The following is a 14623-nucleotide window of genomic DNA, read 5'->3' on the forward strand; positions in this document are numbered from 1 at the left end:
GCTTATGCCTCATCCAGGATTGCCGGGACTTTGAAACGGTTCTCGTCGGAGTCCGGTGCGCCGGAGAGCGCCTGCTCCGCGGTGAAGGTGTGTCCCACAACGTCCTCGCGGAACACGTTGTTCAGCGGGATGGGGTGGGACGTGGCCGGGACGTCATCACCGGCAGCTTCGCTCACGGACTTGACCGAATCAACGATGACCGCAAGTTCTCCGGCCATCCTGTCCAGCTCTTGGGCACTCATCTCAATGTGAGCGAGCCGCGCGAGGTGCGCGACGTCGTCACGGTTGATCGCAGCCATGGATCTCCCCTGCAAAGTTTGAATTGATTTTCCGGTCCATTCTAGTGGGGAAACGATGATGCCCGTCTGACATCCCCCAGCGGGCGTCAGACGGGCACCTTCAGACCGGGCTCCCGCCCATAAAGGCAGGACCACGGCAGCTACAGACTAACCGATTCCGATGGCTCCGGTCAGCACGCCAATTCCCAGCATGACCAGGGAAACTACCGCGCTGCGCCACAGGACTTTCTTGTGGTGGTCGCCGAGGTCCACCTTGGCCAGGGACACCAGGAGCAGGATGGCGGGTACCAGCGGGCTCTGCATGTGGAACGGCTGGCCGGTGATGGAGGCGCGGGCCATTTCGGCTGCGCTGATTCCGTAGTGGCCGGCAGTCTCGCTCAGGACAGGGAGGACGCCGAAGTAGAAGGCGTCATTGCTCATAAAGAACGTCATGGGAATGCTGAGGACGCCGGTGATGACGGCCATAAACGGGCCCATGCTGGACGGGATGATCTGTACCAGCCACGCAGACATGGCTTCCACCATGCCCGTGCCGGTGAGGACGCCGGTCAGGACGGCGGCGGCCATAACCATGCTGACCACGGCAACAATCGAAGGCGCGTGGGCCACGATCTGGGCGGCCTGGTCCTTGACGTGCGGGAAGTTTACCAGCAGGGCGATGGCTGAACCCACCATAAAGACGTACGGCAGGGGCACGAGGTCTGCGATGAGCATGCCCATCACGGCGACGGTGAGGCCAAGGTTGAACCACTGCAGCTTGGGGCGGAGCGTCTTGCGGTTGGGGTCCAGCGCGGTGTCAGCCATTGCGGTGTCGTTGTCATCAACAAGGGTCCCGGTGCGTTCCAGCACCGCGACGCCACTCATGGGAGCAGGGCTTCCGACGGCGGGGCCTCCCGTTGCGGGAACAGGTGAGGTACCGCGGCCTGAACCACCGCGGAACGTGCCGTTGCCGCCGGCGGGAGCGCCGCCGTCGAACGCTTCGGCGGTATCCGGGACGCCCCAGATCTCCGGTTGTGTGGCGCGGAGGCGGTTGCGCTCCTGCAGGCCGAGCAGCCAGGCGAAGGCCATGACGACGGCGATGCCCGCGAGGAGGGACGGCAGCATAGGAACAAAGACCTCGTTGACGTCGATCTTGAGGGCGCTGGCGGCGCGGGCGGTGGGGCCGCCCCACGGGACGATGTTCATGGTGCCGTTGGCCAGGCCGGCCACGCAGGTAAGGACCACGGGGCTCATCTTAAGGCGGAGGTAGATCGGCAGCATGGCCGCGGTGGTGAGGATGAAGGTGGTGGAGCCGTCGCCGTCAAGGGACACTGCGGCTGCGAGGATGGCGGTACCCAGGACCACCTTGGCGGGGTCGTTGCCGAGTTTGCGGAGGATGAACCGGACCAGGGGGTCAAAAAGCCCCACGTCGATCATCAGTCCGAAGTAGATGATGGCGAACATCAACAGGGCTGCTGTGGAGGTCATGGCCTTCATGGAATCCATGACCATGTCGCCAATGCCGAGGCCGGCACCGGCAAAAAGACCAAAAACTGTAGGGACGATGATCAACGCCAGCACTGGCGTCAACTTCTTCGTCATGATCAGCACCATGAATACCGCGATCATTGCGAATCCAAGTATTACCAGCACGGCCGGCTCCTTCTTTGTGAACAGCGGCACAGCGGTGTGACGCGTGCTACAGACTGTAGGGTGGCGGCCGTCACGGCCGTGCCTTTGGCTCAATTGATTGGCATACTGCTTATTGCGAGCATTTTGCTCATTCTGCTCATCGCTCCCGCGATCTCCCGCCAGCCACCCGGATCAAGGAGGATCATGCCGCGTTCCAGTCCGCGCGCGCCGCTGCGGTTCTCCACTCAGACGCTCCTGCTGCAACTGGCGGTGGTACTTCTGGTGGTTCTGCTCAGCGCGGCCGTTCACGCCTGGCTGACCTATGACAGGGTGGGCCGCGAGGCGGAGAACCAGGCACTGACCCTCGCCCGGACTGTGGCCTCCGACCCCTCGGTGCGAGCGGACGTGCTGGCCATCAGCCAACAGGCCGGTACTCCCCCGGCCGCCGAACTTGCTGCCGGGCCGCTGATGGTGTCGGCCGAGGCCGCGCGGACCCGGACCGGTGCCCTGTTTGTGGTCATCACCGACGAAACAGGACTTCGGCTGGCGCATCCGGATCCGCAGCGGCTCGGGGAAAGGGTGAGTACGGATCCGTCCGAGGCCCTGTCCGGCCGGGAGGTCACCACCCGGAACACCGGAACGCTCGGCCCGTCCGCCGGCGCGAAGGTTCCCGTTTACGCTCCGGGCAGCACCACCGTGGTGGGTGAGGTCAGTGTGGGCTATTCAATGGAGACCGTGGGCCAGAGCGTGGCCCGCGACATTGGCCCCGTTGCCCTGACGGCCATGGGTGCGCTGCTTGCCGGCGTCCTGGGGTCCTTCCTGCTGCGGCGCCGCCTCCAGCGCCTCACCCTGGGCCTGGAACCGGAGGAAATCAGTACCCTGGTCCACGATCAGGTGGCGGTCCTGCAGGGCGTGGACGACGGCGTGATCGGTGTTTCCGCCGACGGCCGGATCACCGTCTTCAACGCCGCGGCACAACGGCTGCTGGACTCGACGGACCTGGCCGGAGCACGGTGGGAGAACGCGCCGGTCCCCGACCAGCTGAAGTCCCTCACCCGTCCAGGCTCCGGCGCCGCCCCCGCGGTTGAGCTGGTGGCCGGCGGACGTGTGCTGGTGGCCAATGCCCGCAAGGCCCTCCACCGGCGTGAGGACCTGGGCTGGGTGGTGATGCTCCGCGACCGCACGGAATTGCAGCAGCTCACCCGCCAGTTGGACGCCGTGGGCACCATGTCCACCGCGCTGCGGGCCCAGCGCCACGAGTTCGCCAACCAGCTGCACACCATCGCTGGGTTCATGAGCATCGGGCAGCACCAGCAGGCCCGCGAGTACCTGGCCCGGCTGGCCGCGACGGGACCGTTGAAGTTCCCGGTGGACCAGGCCGAGCTGCTCCAGGACCCTTACCTCCAGGCCTTTGTGGGGGCCAAGGGCGTGGAGGCCGACGAGCGGGGCGTCGCCTTGCGCATCGGGCCGGAAACCCTGGTCCGCGGGCAGGTCACCGACGCCCAGGACGTCACCACAGTGCTGGGGAACCTGATCGACAACGCGGTCAACGCCGCAGTGGCCGGCTCAGCTCCGGACCGCTGGGTGGAAGTGGAAGTGATGGACGATCCGGACGACGACGGCGGCACCCTCCACGTGGTCGTCGCCGACTCAGGCGACGGGCTGGCGGAAGGGACGGACGGCGAGGCGGTCTTCGCTGAAGGCTTCACCACCGCTTCAGGCCCCGTCCGTGCAGGCGGCGGCCAGGGCTTCGGGCTGGCCCTGGCGCGGCAGCTGGCCCGGCGCCGCGGCGGGGACGTCAAGCTGCTGGACTTCGGCGCCCGCGGCGGGCCCGGCGCGGTCTTTATGGCCACGCTCCCCGGCACCACCGCGGGAATCAGGAATGCTGGGCAGCCGGACGCAGGGCTGAACGATGCAGCTGGAAAGGAAAAGAATGCCTGAGGACTTTCGGGTGCTGATTGTGGATGACGACTTCCACGTCGCGAAGCTGCACGCCGCCTACGTGGATTCGGTGGCGGGGTTCCTGGCGCTCGCGCCGGTGGGATCGGCGTCGCTCGCGCTGCAGGCCATCCACAGCCTCCGCCCGGACCTCGTGTTGCTGGACGTCTACCTGCCCGATGCGTCCGGCCTTGACCTGTTGCAGCAACTGGACGTGGACACCGTAATCCTCAGTGCCGCCTCGGATGCCGCCTCGATCCGTGTTGCTTTCCGCCGCGGCGCCTTGGGCTACCTGCTGAAGCCGTTTACTTCGGAGTCGCTTTCGCAGCAGCTTCGGTCCTACGCGCGGTATCGGCGACTGCTGGGCCAGCCGGGCGCGCTGGACCAGGATGCCGTGGAGCGGGCCAAGCGCGCCCTCATCCCCGGCGACGTTACGCCGTCATCAAAGCCCCGCTCGGCAACGGAAGCAGCCGTGCTTGAATCGCTGGTTCCGGGCGAGCAGTACTCGGCGGCGGAGGTGGCCGGCCGGGTAGGCGTGTCCCGGGCGACTGCGCAGCGGTACCTGTCCTCCTTGGCCGACGACGGCGCCGTGGACATCCAGCTGCGCTACGGAACCACCGGCAGGCCGGAGCACCGCTACGGCCTGCCGGCTACCCCCTAAGGCGGCCAGAGAGCTTAGCTGGCGCTCTTCTGGGCCACGAGCTCGATCTCGACCAGCATTGCCGGATCCAGGAAGGGCAGGACGTGCACCAGTGACAGGGTGGGCCGGATTTCGCCGAACACTTCGCCGTGGGCGCGGCCGGCTTCTTCCCATTTGCTGATGTCCGTCAGGTACAGCTTGGACTGGACTACGTCCTCGAAGCTGAAGCCGGCGTCCGCGAGGACTTTGCCAAGCTTTTGGAGGATGAACTGCGTCTGGGTGTAGAAGTCGTTCCCTACGATGCCGTCCTCGCCGCTCGCGGCGGTGGCGGAAATGTAGAGGGTGTTGTCCACCTGGACGGCCCGGGAGTAGCCGAGGGTCTGCTCCCAGACGGAGCCGGTGCCGAAGGTTTTGCGCATGGTGGGCCTTTCAAAACTGGAGTGAGTCCGCACCACTTTAGGGCGGCTACAGGTCCAGCCGGTAAACCAGCAGTTTTATGTCAGTTCCGGGCACGAGCCAGTCCCTTTCCGGGACCCTGGCGAAGCCGGTTTTGTTGTACAGTCCCCGGGCGCTTTCCCACGTGCTCCCGGTGGTCAGCGACACGGCTTTGACGCCGTCGAGGGCCTTGGCGTGTTCGAGGATCGCCGCCATCATTGCTTTGCCGGCCCCGCTGCGCTGCACGACCGGGTCCACCACCAGCATGCGGAACTCGAGCTCGTCGTGCAGGGCGATATCCGCGTAGGGCTCACCGGCGAGGGCCAGCGTGACCGAACCGACCACATCACCGGCCCGCTCAGCTACCCAGACGGTGGCCTGGCCGGCCCGCTGTGCAACGTCCTGGACCTTGCGCATGTAGGGGTGGTCCGCGTCGTCAAAGTACCCGGCCGCCAGGTAGGAATCCCTGGTGATGCGGGCAACGGCGTCGAAGTCGGTTTCGACGGCGGGACGGACTGTTATTGGCGATTCCACCCAATAATGGTAGTGCTACCAGCCGGTAGCACTGGGCAAAACCGGGGTTTCCGTGACTGAACTATCAGTCGTTGCCCGGCACCCGGGTGGCACAGAGCCGGAACCGGGGTCAGAGCGGGAATTTCCCGGACAGCTCCAGGCTGGCTGCGCAGGTCCAGGCGTCCAGCCTTTCCTGGTCTGTTGGGCCGCCGTCGAGCGGGCTGGTCAGGCGCGGCCGGCGCACCCAGCAGCCGGCTTCCTCCGCAATCAGTGCACCGGCCGAGAAGTCGTGCTCATTCAACCCCCGCTCGCCAAAGGCGTCGTGCGTGCCGTCCGCCACCAGGCACAGGTCCAGGGCAGCGGATCCAAGCCTTCGGACATCCGCAAAATCCTTGAGCAGTTCGGCAAACTGGGCGGCCTGCTCGGAGCGGACCTGGGGGTCGTAGTTGAACCCGGTAGCCAGAATCTGCCCCTTGCGCCCAGGAACCGGACCTTCGAGCCGGGTCAGGATGCCGTTTTCCTCCAGCCACGCACCCAGGCCGCGGGCAGCGTAGTAGACGCGGCCCAATGCAGGGGCGTTGACGACGCCGGCAAGCCACGCGCCGTCGGCACCGGCCACAGCCACGGAGGTGCCGTAGTAAACAATGTTGCGGATGAAGTTGGTGGTGCCGTCCAGCGGATCAATGGACCAGCGGTAGCCGGTGGGCTTCGCCGGCCTGGTGGTCCCGTGTTCCTCACCGGTGATGCTGTCATTGGGCCGCGCCGCTGATATGACGTCGCGGACCGCGTGCTCCGCGGCGACGTCGAACGCTGTGACCCAATCGCCGGCGTCGCCCTTGTTGCTGGCCTGAAGCGCCTCGGCGTTCCTGCCGGCGAGGACCCTGGCTCCGGCTGCGGCAGCCTGTTTTGCCACCTTCAGCAGTTCGGCGGGAGGAACCTGGCCGGCCCCTTCTGCGGCGCTCACGGCGCTGCCTCCGCCGGTGCGGCAGGGCCCTCGGCCAGAAGCTGCCGGAAGCCGTCCTCATCCAGCACGGGAACTCCAAGCTGTTCGGCCTTGTCCAGCTTGGTTCCGGCGTTCTCGCCGGCCACCACGTAGCTGGTGTTCTTCGAGACGGAGCCTGCCGCTTTGCCACCCCGCAGGAGGATGGCTTCCTTCGCCTCGTCCCGGCTGAAGTTTGGCAGCGAGCCTGTGACCACCACGGTCAGCCCTTCCAGGGTGCGGGGCATGGATTCATCCCGCTCGTCCTCCATCCGGACCCCCGCAGCAGCCCACCGGTCGACGATTTCCACATGCCAGTCTTCGGCGAACCATTCCTTCAGGGCGGCGGCAATGGTGGGTCCCACGCCGTCCACGTGGGCGAGTTCGTCCTCCGAGGCCTTCCGGATGGCGTCCATGGTGCCGAAGGCCGTGGCCAGCGCGCGGGAGGCCCGCGGTCCTACGTGCCGGATGGACAGCGCCACCAGCACCCGCCACAGCGGCTGGGTTTTGGCCTTCTCGAGTTCGCGAAAGAGTTTTTCGGTGGTGGCGGTGGGCTTTGACGGCGCCTTCGCAGTGCCCTTGCTGTAGAAGTACGGCACCAGTTCAAATTCGCCGGTGGCCACACCCTTGGAGCGCTTTTCACGCCGGATCCGGACCTCGGCCAGCAGCTCAGGCGTGAGGTCGAACAAAGCCGCCTCGGTGGTGAGCGGCGGAACTTCGGGTTCCGTCGGCTGGGTGAGGGCAATGGCTGCTTCCCAGCCCAACGCCTCGATGTCGAATGCGCCGCGGCCGGCCAGGTGGAACACCCGCTCACGCAACTGGGACGGGCAGGACCTTGCGTTGGGACAGCGGATGTCCACGTCGCCTTCTTTGGCCGGGGCAAGGGGCGTGCCGCAGGAGGGGCATGCGGTGGGCATCTCAAAATCGCGGACCGGCGGATCCTGCTGGTCGCGCAGGGCCAGGACAGGTCCCACGATTTCGGGGATGACGTCCCCCGCCTTGCGCAGCACCACAATGTCGCCGATTTTCACGCCTTTGGCCTTGACCACGTCCTGGTTGTGCAGGGTGGCCATCTCAACTGTAGAGCCGGCCACCTTGACCGGCTCCATCATGCCGAAGGGTGTCACCCGCCCCGTGCGGCCCACGTTGACGAGGATGTCCAGGAGCTTGGTGTGGACTTCCTCGGGCGGGTATTTGTAGGCCACTGCCCACCGTGGCACGCGGGTGGTGTAGCCGAGGGCCCGCTGGATGGCGAAGTCATCAACCTTGACTACGATGCCGTCGATTTCGTGGAGCAGTTTGTGGCGCTGGTCCCCGTACCGCTTGATGAAGTCCAGGACCTCTTCCAGGCTCCCCAGCACCTCGGAGTAGGGGCTGACGGGCAGGCCCCAGTCCTTCAGCAGGTCATAGGTTTCGGACTGGCTGCGCGCCTGGAGCCCTTCCCGGGCACCGATGCCGTGGACGAACATCTTCAGGGGGCGCTTGGCTGTTTCCGCCGGGTCCTTCTGGCGGAGCGAACCGGCGGCTGCGTTGCGTGGGTTGGCCAAGGGCGCCTTGCCGGCTTCGATCAGGGCTTCGTTGAATTCGGCGAAAGCCTTCGACGGGATAAACACCTCACCCCGGATTTCAACTTCTGCCGGAAACCCTTCGCCGCTTAGCTCCTGCGGGATTTCCCTGATGGTGAGGACGTTGTGGGTGATGTCCTCGCCGGTGGTGCCGTCGCCGCGGGTGGCTGCGCGCACGAGTTTCCCGTCGCGGTACAGCAGGTTGACTGCCAGGCCGTCGATTTTCAGTTCGGTCAGCCACGCCGGCTGGTGCGACCCGTCACCGAGTTTTGCGATGCCCGCTGATGCTTTTGTGAGCCAGGCTTCGAGTTCCTCGAGGGAGAACACGTCCTCGAGGCTGTACATCCGCTGCAGGTGCTCCACCGCGGCGAATGCGGCCGAGGCTTCCCCGCCCACTTCCTGGGTGGGCGAGTCGTTGGACACAAGCTCCGGATGGAGTGCCTCGATTTCTTCCAGCCGACGGAAGAGTTGGTCGAATTCGGCATCGGAGACCAGGGGTGTGTCTTCCTGGTAATACGCGAACCTGTACTTCCGGACGAGGTCGACGAGGTTTTCGTATTCCTCCCGCACCGAGTCGGAAGGGATCGCTTCCGGCCCACCGGGGGCGGTGGTCCGGGTGGCGGTCTGTTCTGCGGGGCCTGGTCCTGTGCTCACAGACCTATCTTGCCCTACCTCGGCTGGCTGACGCTGGCGGTGGCCCCGCCTGCCGCGCGGCACTTACCAAGCGTCAGGGCTGGTCAGTGGGCTCCGATCCGGTTCCTGCCCCACCACGCGAAGGCGGCGCCTGCCGCCCCGACCAGCAGGACGCCGGCCATGATCGGCAGGAGGGCAGGAGCATCGGCGCCCGGATCACCGGCCCCGGAAACGGCGGCCACCTGCGTGGCCGTGGCGGACCTGGTGACGGGCGTGTCCCAGTTGGAGGTGCTGGTGGGACCGTTCGACGGCGTGGGGCTGGCGCCCGGTGTGGTTGCTTCGGGGGCAGCCTGGCCCGGGTCCGTTTCTTCCGGCTCGGGGGCGCCGGAAGGGGCCGCTGGAGCGGGAGCAGTTTGGGCAGGAGGCTCAGCAGGCCCTGCGGAGGGATCCGGCGGCCCGGGTGCCGGGGCTGCGGGCTGGGCGGGCGGGGCTGCCGGTTCCTTCGCCTTCAACGGCCGCACTGTCTCTGTGGGCGCCGAATCTTCCCCCAGGACAGGCAGGCATAGGAGCAGACACTTGTCAGCAGCCTGCGAGGCGGAGGCTGTGGCGGGTGTTGGTTCGGGCGAATCGGCGGCCGCTTGTCCGCCCGGAAAGAAAGGGCCTGCGGAGAGTGCCAGGACCGCTGCTGATGCCGTCGTCGAGACAACGCGGAGAACCGGTGAGGACGGGGTCATTGCTACCTTTCGATGCGCGCAGTCCCCCACCGCGGCTTTCTGGTGTCCCGGGTAGTCTTCTACAACGCGCGGCAGGGCCGCAAATCTTCTGGATTCGCGGCCCTGCCATTGAAAGCGCGTCAATCCCTGTTCTCGGGGGGCAGCGCCACCTGGATTTTGCGAGCCTTTCCACGCCCCACCAAGTAACCCCTTCCGGGGATGAAATCCGGGCTGACCCGGCCCAGTGACGTGTTCAGCAGGCTGTCGCCCTCGATGTCGCCGGGGTTGAGCAGCAGGCCGCGGCGGCCGGATTTGAAGGGCTGTGCCAGGGACCAGGCCGAGGACCAGGTGGAGGTTTCGGATTCCCCGATGACCCACTGGTCGGCCTTGATCGAGGCAGTCACCAGTTGGCCGACGCCCGGCTCAGCCAAGGTGTCAGTGAATTCCGTCAGCCCCTCGATAAAGATCCCCAGCGATCCCGGGTTCCCGGAGGAATGCTCCACCAGGTCTTCCACCATCTCGGCCAGGTCGTCGGCCCCCACCACCGAACGGTTCCAAACGGGCAGGGAGGCGACTGCGGACCGCCGCGCCCCGATGTAGATGAGCTCGGTGTCCGGGTTGGACCGGCGGAGGGCATAGGCAAGGGTTACCAGCGCGACGGTCCGGCCTGCGCCGGGAGGACCGGCGAGAAGGAGCGGGCCCCTTGCCATGATCTCGGCGGGCTGAAGCGTTTCGTCGTCGACGCCGATGACGGGCAGGTGGGGACCGCCGGCGGGAAGGACATCCAGGTCCACCTGGTCCGGCAGCCTCTCGATGCCTGGTGCGGCATCGAGGCCCTGGCGCTGCATCGCCTCATGAAGCTTGTGCACCTCGCGGGCCTGCAGTGCCAGGTTGGAGTTCCCGCCCAGGACGGCGAGCTGGACTTCCAGACCGTCCAGCAATCCTCGCCCTGGCGGGGAGGTGGCACCCAGCACGTCCCGGGGGACGTCCATTGATATGTAGTCATCCTCGGAGGAAAGGCGCAGCACCAGGCGCCGCTGGATGGAGGCGAGCAGGGAGGCCGGCACCGCGTTGGGCCTGTCCCCCGTGACCACGAGGTGAATGCCGAGGGCCCGGCCGTCAGTGGCCAGCTGGAGGAAGATGTCCCAGAGTGCGGACAATTTGCTGTGTTCGTACGCTTCACGGAAGGCGGACATGCCATCCACCAGGACAAAGATCCGCTTCTCGCCGGGCTTGTTGGCGAGCTTCCGGTACTCCACGATGGTGGACGCGCGCACTTCGGCGAAGGCCGCGGACCGCTGCTCAGCGATGTCCTGCAGCAGCCGCAGCAGCCGCCCGACACGTTCGACGTCGTCGCCACTGATGATCTCCCCGACGTGGGGAAGTTCCTCGAGCATCCGCAGTCCGGAGGAGCCGCAGTCGATCCCGTAGACGTGGACGGGCCCGCCCCGGGGGGTTACCGCGGCGGCAATCGCAATGCCGCGGAGGGCGGCCGATTTTCCTGATCCGCCCGTCCCGTAAATGGCCATGTTGCCGTCTTTGTCCGGTTCGTAAAAGACGGTGGGCTGGTCCTGGCGGACGGGGTCATCGGCCACGCCGAGAAGCAGTTGCTCGTCCGTCCGGGGATTGGGCAGCTTGGAGAAGTCGTAGGTTTTGGCCAGCTCGTCCAGCCAGGGTTTCCGGGGCGGCCGGATGGCAAGCGAGCCTGCGGCGCGGACTATGGTGGCGGTCATCCTGGCGATGTCGTTGGGCCCGGCCGGCGCCTCCACTTCCGGTTTTTCCGGGGCGGGCGCTTCCCAGCTGGGCCCGGAGCCGAACGCCATTTCCACGATGTCGATCTGCGGCCGCTGGGGTTTCTCCGTGGTCCAGCCGCCGGCGTAGCCGGTCTGGAAGCCCTGGACCCTGCCAGGTCCTGTCTTCGCTGCCCCCCGGCCCGGGATTGAGGGGTCGAAGTAGGCGGCATCGGGGACACCGAGGATGTCGGTGGCGTCGTCCTCATCCGCCATGCGAAGTGCCACCCGAAGGTTGGTGTTGGCCCGCAGGCTGTCCTTGATCACGCCTGCCGGGCGCTGGGTGGCAAGGATGAGGTGCAGGCCCAGGGACCGGCCGCGGGCTGCAACGTCAACCACGCCGTCAACGAACTCCGGGACCTCACTGGCGAGCGCCGCGAATTCGTCCACAATGATGATCAGGTACGGCGGAGCCTCCGGGTCTGCCTCGCGCTGCAGTGCCAGCAGATCCTTGGCCTTCTTGCGGTTCAGCAGCTGCTCGCGGTGATGGAGCTCGGCACGGAGCGACGTGAGGGCGCGACGGACCAGGTGCGGTGAAAGGTCCGTCACCAGGCCAACGGTGTGGGGCAGGTTGATGCAGTCCGCGAACGCGGCCCCGCCCTTGTAGTCAACAAACAGGAAACTGACCCTGTCCGGGCTGTAGGCCGCGGCCATGCCCATCACCCAGGACTGCAGGAACTCGGACTTGCCGGCACCGGTGGTTCCGCCCACCAGCGCGTGCGGTCCCTCGTTCTTCAGGTCCAGGTACAGGGGTTCGATGCCCTTGGAGCCCACGAGGGCGCGCAGGGTGCCGTTGTCCTTGCGGTTGGCCACAGCGCTGGCATGCACCGAGTTGTTTTCCGTCCAGCGTTCGGCCACAGCCTGGGGGTTGTCCAGGAAGTCGTTGCCGATCAGGGCGGCATAGGAGACGGCGCGCGGGAGGTCGGAGTCGTCGGTGACGGGTTTGCCCACGTCCACCACGGAGGTGAGCATCCGGGCGAGCTGGGCAGCCAGCCCGGCGTCTACGCTTTCACAGCTGACGGGGTAGGTGTGGCGGCCCAGGCGGACCTGCCCGGTGGTGGTGCCGTGCTCGCCGTCCACCACCATAAAGTCACGGCAGGCGGCTGGGAGCGCCTGGACGTCTATGGCCACCCACAATACGTGGACGCCGGCGTCGGGCCCGCGTTCCGCGAGGCGGGTGAGCCGGCCGCGGTCCACTGGCGCGTCGTCCTCCACGATGACAAGCACCGAAGGAACCACGGGTTCCTCAATTTCGTGCTTGGCCGGATCCACGCCGGCACGAAGGTCCGGGCCGGAACGCTTCGCAGCTGCTTCCCTGGCCTCCACCAGGTCCTCGAGCCGGGCAACCAGGGACGCGCCGCCGGCAGAACCGGCGGCAAGGTGGTCACCGGAAAGCGGGCTGTGTCCGGAACCGACGTGCGGGAGCCACTGCAACCAGTTCCACCGTTCCCTGGACTGGGCTGAGGTGATGGCCGTCAGGACAACTTCGGCCGGCGAGTGAAGGCCCACGAGCTGAAGCACCATTCCGCGTGCCACGTCGTCCACCAGCCCGCGGGCACCGGCAATGCCCAGCGACCCCGCCGTCCGGAACTGGGACACGACGGGAACGCCCTCGATGTCCCGGAACTGCTTGAGGCAGTCCTGGATTTCGCGGGCGTACTCCACCTCGGTGTCGTTGTTCGGCGGTTCCTCCATACGGACCCGCGACGGTGCAGTGCCCAGGCCGAACCGCAGGCCCAGGAAACCGTTGTGTTCCGGCCGGTGGGTCCAGAGCAGCGGCCCCAGCTTGTAGATGGCGTCAACCGTGTCGCTCACCGAGGGCGCCTCCTGCAGCCGGACAGCGCGTTCCACTTGCTGGAGTTCGGTGATGTCCTCCCGGAAGGCTGTCATGGACGCACGGAAGTGCTTGAGCTGCTCCTTCTGCTGGCGCCTGGACCGCATCTTCTGGTCCACGTAGTGCCCCACAACGAGCAGCGGCATCATCAACATAAACAGCATCGAGAGCGGGTTGCTGGTGACCGCGAAGATCACGGCGCCCATGAGCAGCGGAGTAATCAGCATGATGAACGGGAACGGGTTGTCCTCGGGACGCTTCGGCCCGGCGGGCAGGACCCGCTTCGGCTCCTCGAACCGGGGAACAACCCGCGGTGACCTGTTGAAGTCCACCAGGGGCGACGTCGGCGCTGCCGCCTGGTTATGGCCCAGCGGAACCACTGTGATGGTGGTGTCGCCCAGCGTGACGGTGTCCGAGGAGTTGAGGGTGGCCCGGGTGACCGGGAGGCCGTCCATCAGGAGGCCGTTGGCCGAGTTGGTGTCCACGATTTCCACGCCCTCCGCCACGGTGATGCGGGCATGGCGTTTGGACGTGAGCGGGTCCGAGAGCCGGATGTCAACGTCCCGGTCCCGGCCGATGTAGCTGGTGCCGGACGGCAGCGAAAACTCGCGGCCGACGTCGGGCCCTGACAGCACGCGGAGGGTGGCGGCGGCCGGTCCACGGCTGGCACCGGGGGTGCCGAACTGCTGACTGACCTGTGCCAGCGACACCACGGAGCCGGGCCGCAGCCCGGACTCCAGAAGGTTCTCCTCCCGGGCAAGGACGTTGCCGCTCATACCGCCGCCCACGAACGCCTCCTCGATCCGCAGCGAGAGGCTTTCCGGCGGCGGCGTGCCCTTGCGGGCAGGGTCCGCAGACCACAGCACTGTTGCCACATCGGCCACCGTGGCCAGGCCGTCCACGGTAACGGCGAGATCCTTCGCCTCGGCGGGATCCCGGCGGAGCGTCAGCCGGATCCTCATCCTTCGTCCACACCCCTCATCTTCTCGAGCAGGTAAAGGTCATCGGCCGTGACAAGGTGCGAGGTCACCGCGTGTTCCACCAGCCGGGCGCGGCGGTTGGTGGCCAGTTTTCCGACGCCCCCGCGCAGGCCAACAACACCCACCCGGTCCAGCTTGTCGCACACATTGTCCAGCTTCCGGTTGAAGCGGGTCAGCGCCCAGCCGAGTGTCCTGGCGGCAGCGGCGGACGATGGGATGGCGCTGAAACCGGTCCCTTCGCGCCGGAGCATTGGTTCGGCGAGGGCCACGATGAGTGCTTTCTGCGAGTCGGTGAACACCACCGGTCCGATGGTGGTGTCGCCGTTGCTGTCCTCTTCGCGGGCCTCCTGCCGGAATGACGGCGTTTTCAGGTGCACGGCGAATTCGTAGGTGGTGGGTCCTGCCGTGAAGATGATGTTGGTATGGCTGAAGACCAGCGGGATCCGGGCGCCGGGCGAGAGCCAGGCCTGCATACCGCCGGAACCGTCCGCGACCGTGGCCGAAAGCATGGTGCCCACGTTGCTGAGCCACCAGATCCCGTCGTAGCGGGCCACCTGCAGGAACTGCCGGTGCAGGTAAGGGTTGTCGTCCACTTCGAGGTCGCCTTCACGCCCGATGTTGAAGATGTCATCGTCCGATGGCTCGTACCACTCACCACAGAAATCTATTGCTAGATCCCCCATTTTCTGTGCC

At 66.6% G+C, this 14623-nt stretch carries 11 protein-coding genes; 2 read left to right on the forward strand and 9 right to left on the reverse strand.

Annotated features, from left to right (window positions below):
- Positions 1 to 2: 2 nt before the first annotated feature.
- Complete coding sequence (gatC, locus tag CXQ88_RS04065; protein WP_104042884.1) at positions 3 to 299, reverse strand: Asp-tRNA(Asn)/Glu-tRNA(Gln) amidotransferase subunit GatC; 297 nt, start codon at positions 297 to 299, stop codon at positions 3 to 5.
- A 147-nt stretch (positions 300 to 446) separates the two neighbouring features.
- Positions 447 to 1931, reverse strand: a complete 1485-nt coding sequence (locus CXQ88_RS04070; RefSeq protein WP_104042885.1) for a CitMHS family transporter — start codon at positions 1929 to 1931, stop codon at positions 447 to 449.
- Positions 1932 to 2114: 183 nt separating this feature from the next.
- On the opposite strand from CXQ88_RS04070, the gene CXQ88_RS04075 reads away from it, so the two are divergent.
- Positions 2115 to 3851, forward strand: a complete 1737-nt coding sequence (locus CXQ88_RS04075) for a sensor histidine kinase (RefSeq protein WP_181037406.1) — start codon at positions 2115 to 2117, stop codon at positions 3849 to 3851.
- The gene (locus CXQ88_RS04080) at positions 3844 to 4509 is read left to right on the forward strand and encodes a response regulator (RefSeq protein ID WP_104042886.1); all 666 of its coding nucleotides are present in this window, start codon (positions 3844 to 3846) and stop codon (positions 4507 to 4509) included. The genes CXQ88_RS04075 and CXQ88_RS04080 overlap by 8 nt, the downstream gene beginning before the upstream one ends.
- A 14-nt stretch (positions 4510 to 4523) precedes the next feature.
- Here CXQ88_RS04080 and CXQ88_RS04085 read toward each other — a convergent pair whose 3' ends face one another.
- From CXQ88_RS04085 to CXQ88_RS04115, 7 genes are all read right to left on the reverse strand, one after another.
- Complete coding sequence (locus tag CXQ88_RS04085; RefSeq protein WP_104042887.1) at positions 4524 to 4907, reverse strand: RidA family protein; 384 nt, start codon at positions 4905 to 4907, stop codon at positions 4524 to 4526.
- A 46-nt stretch (positions 4908 to 4953) separates the two neighbouring features.
- Positions 4954 to 5457, reverse strand: coding sequence for a GNAT family N-acetyltransferase (locus tag CXQ88_RS04090; protein ID WP_104042888.1), 504 nt, complete (start codon positions 5455 to 5457; stop codon positions 4954 to 4956).
- A gap of 109 nt (positions 5458 to 5566) precedes the next feature.
- Positions 5567 to 6400, reverse strand: a complete 834-nt coding sequence (locus CXQ88_RS04095) for an inositol monophosphatase family protein (protein ID WP_104042889.1) — start codon at positions 6398 to 6400, stop codon at positions 5567 to 5569.
- On the reverse strand, positions 6397 to 8634 hold the full coding sequence (gene ligA, locus CXQ88_RS04100; RefSeq protein WP_104042890.1) for an NAD-dependent DNA ligase LigA: 2238 nt from the start codon (positions 8632 to 8634) through the stop codon (positions 6397 to 6399). The genes CXQ88_RS04095 and ligA overlap by 4 nt, the downstream gene beginning before the upstream one ends.
- Positions 8635 to 8717: 83 nt before the next feature.
- Positions 8718 to 9347, reverse strand: coding sequence for a hypothetical protein (locus CXQ88_RS04105; RefSeq protein ID WP_104042891.1), 630 nt, complete (start codon positions 9345 to 9347; stop codon positions 8718 to 8720).
- A 119-nt stretch (positions 9348 to 9466) separates the two neighbouring features.
- Positions 9467 to 13912 (reverse strand): FtsK/SpoIIIE domain-containing protein, encoded by a 4446-nt coding sequence (locus CXQ88_RS04110; protein ID WP_104042892.1) that lies wholly within the window; start codon positions 13910 to 13912, stop codon positions 9467 to 9469.
- Positions 13909 to 14613, reverse strand: coding sequence for a hypothetical protein (locus tag CXQ88_RS04115; protein WP_104042893.1), 705 nt, complete (start codon positions 14611 to 14613; stop codon positions 13909 to 13911). The genes CXQ88_RS04110 and CXQ88_RS04115 overlap by 4 nt, the downstream gene beginning before the upstream one ends.
- Between the last annotated feature and the right edge of the window lie 10 nt (positions 14614 to 14623).

Origin of the sequence: Arthrobacter sp. ZGTC412 (assembly GCF_002929215.1) — a bacterium.
GTDB lineage: Bacteria > Actinomycetota > Actinomycetes > Actinomycetales > Micrococcaceae > Arthrobacter.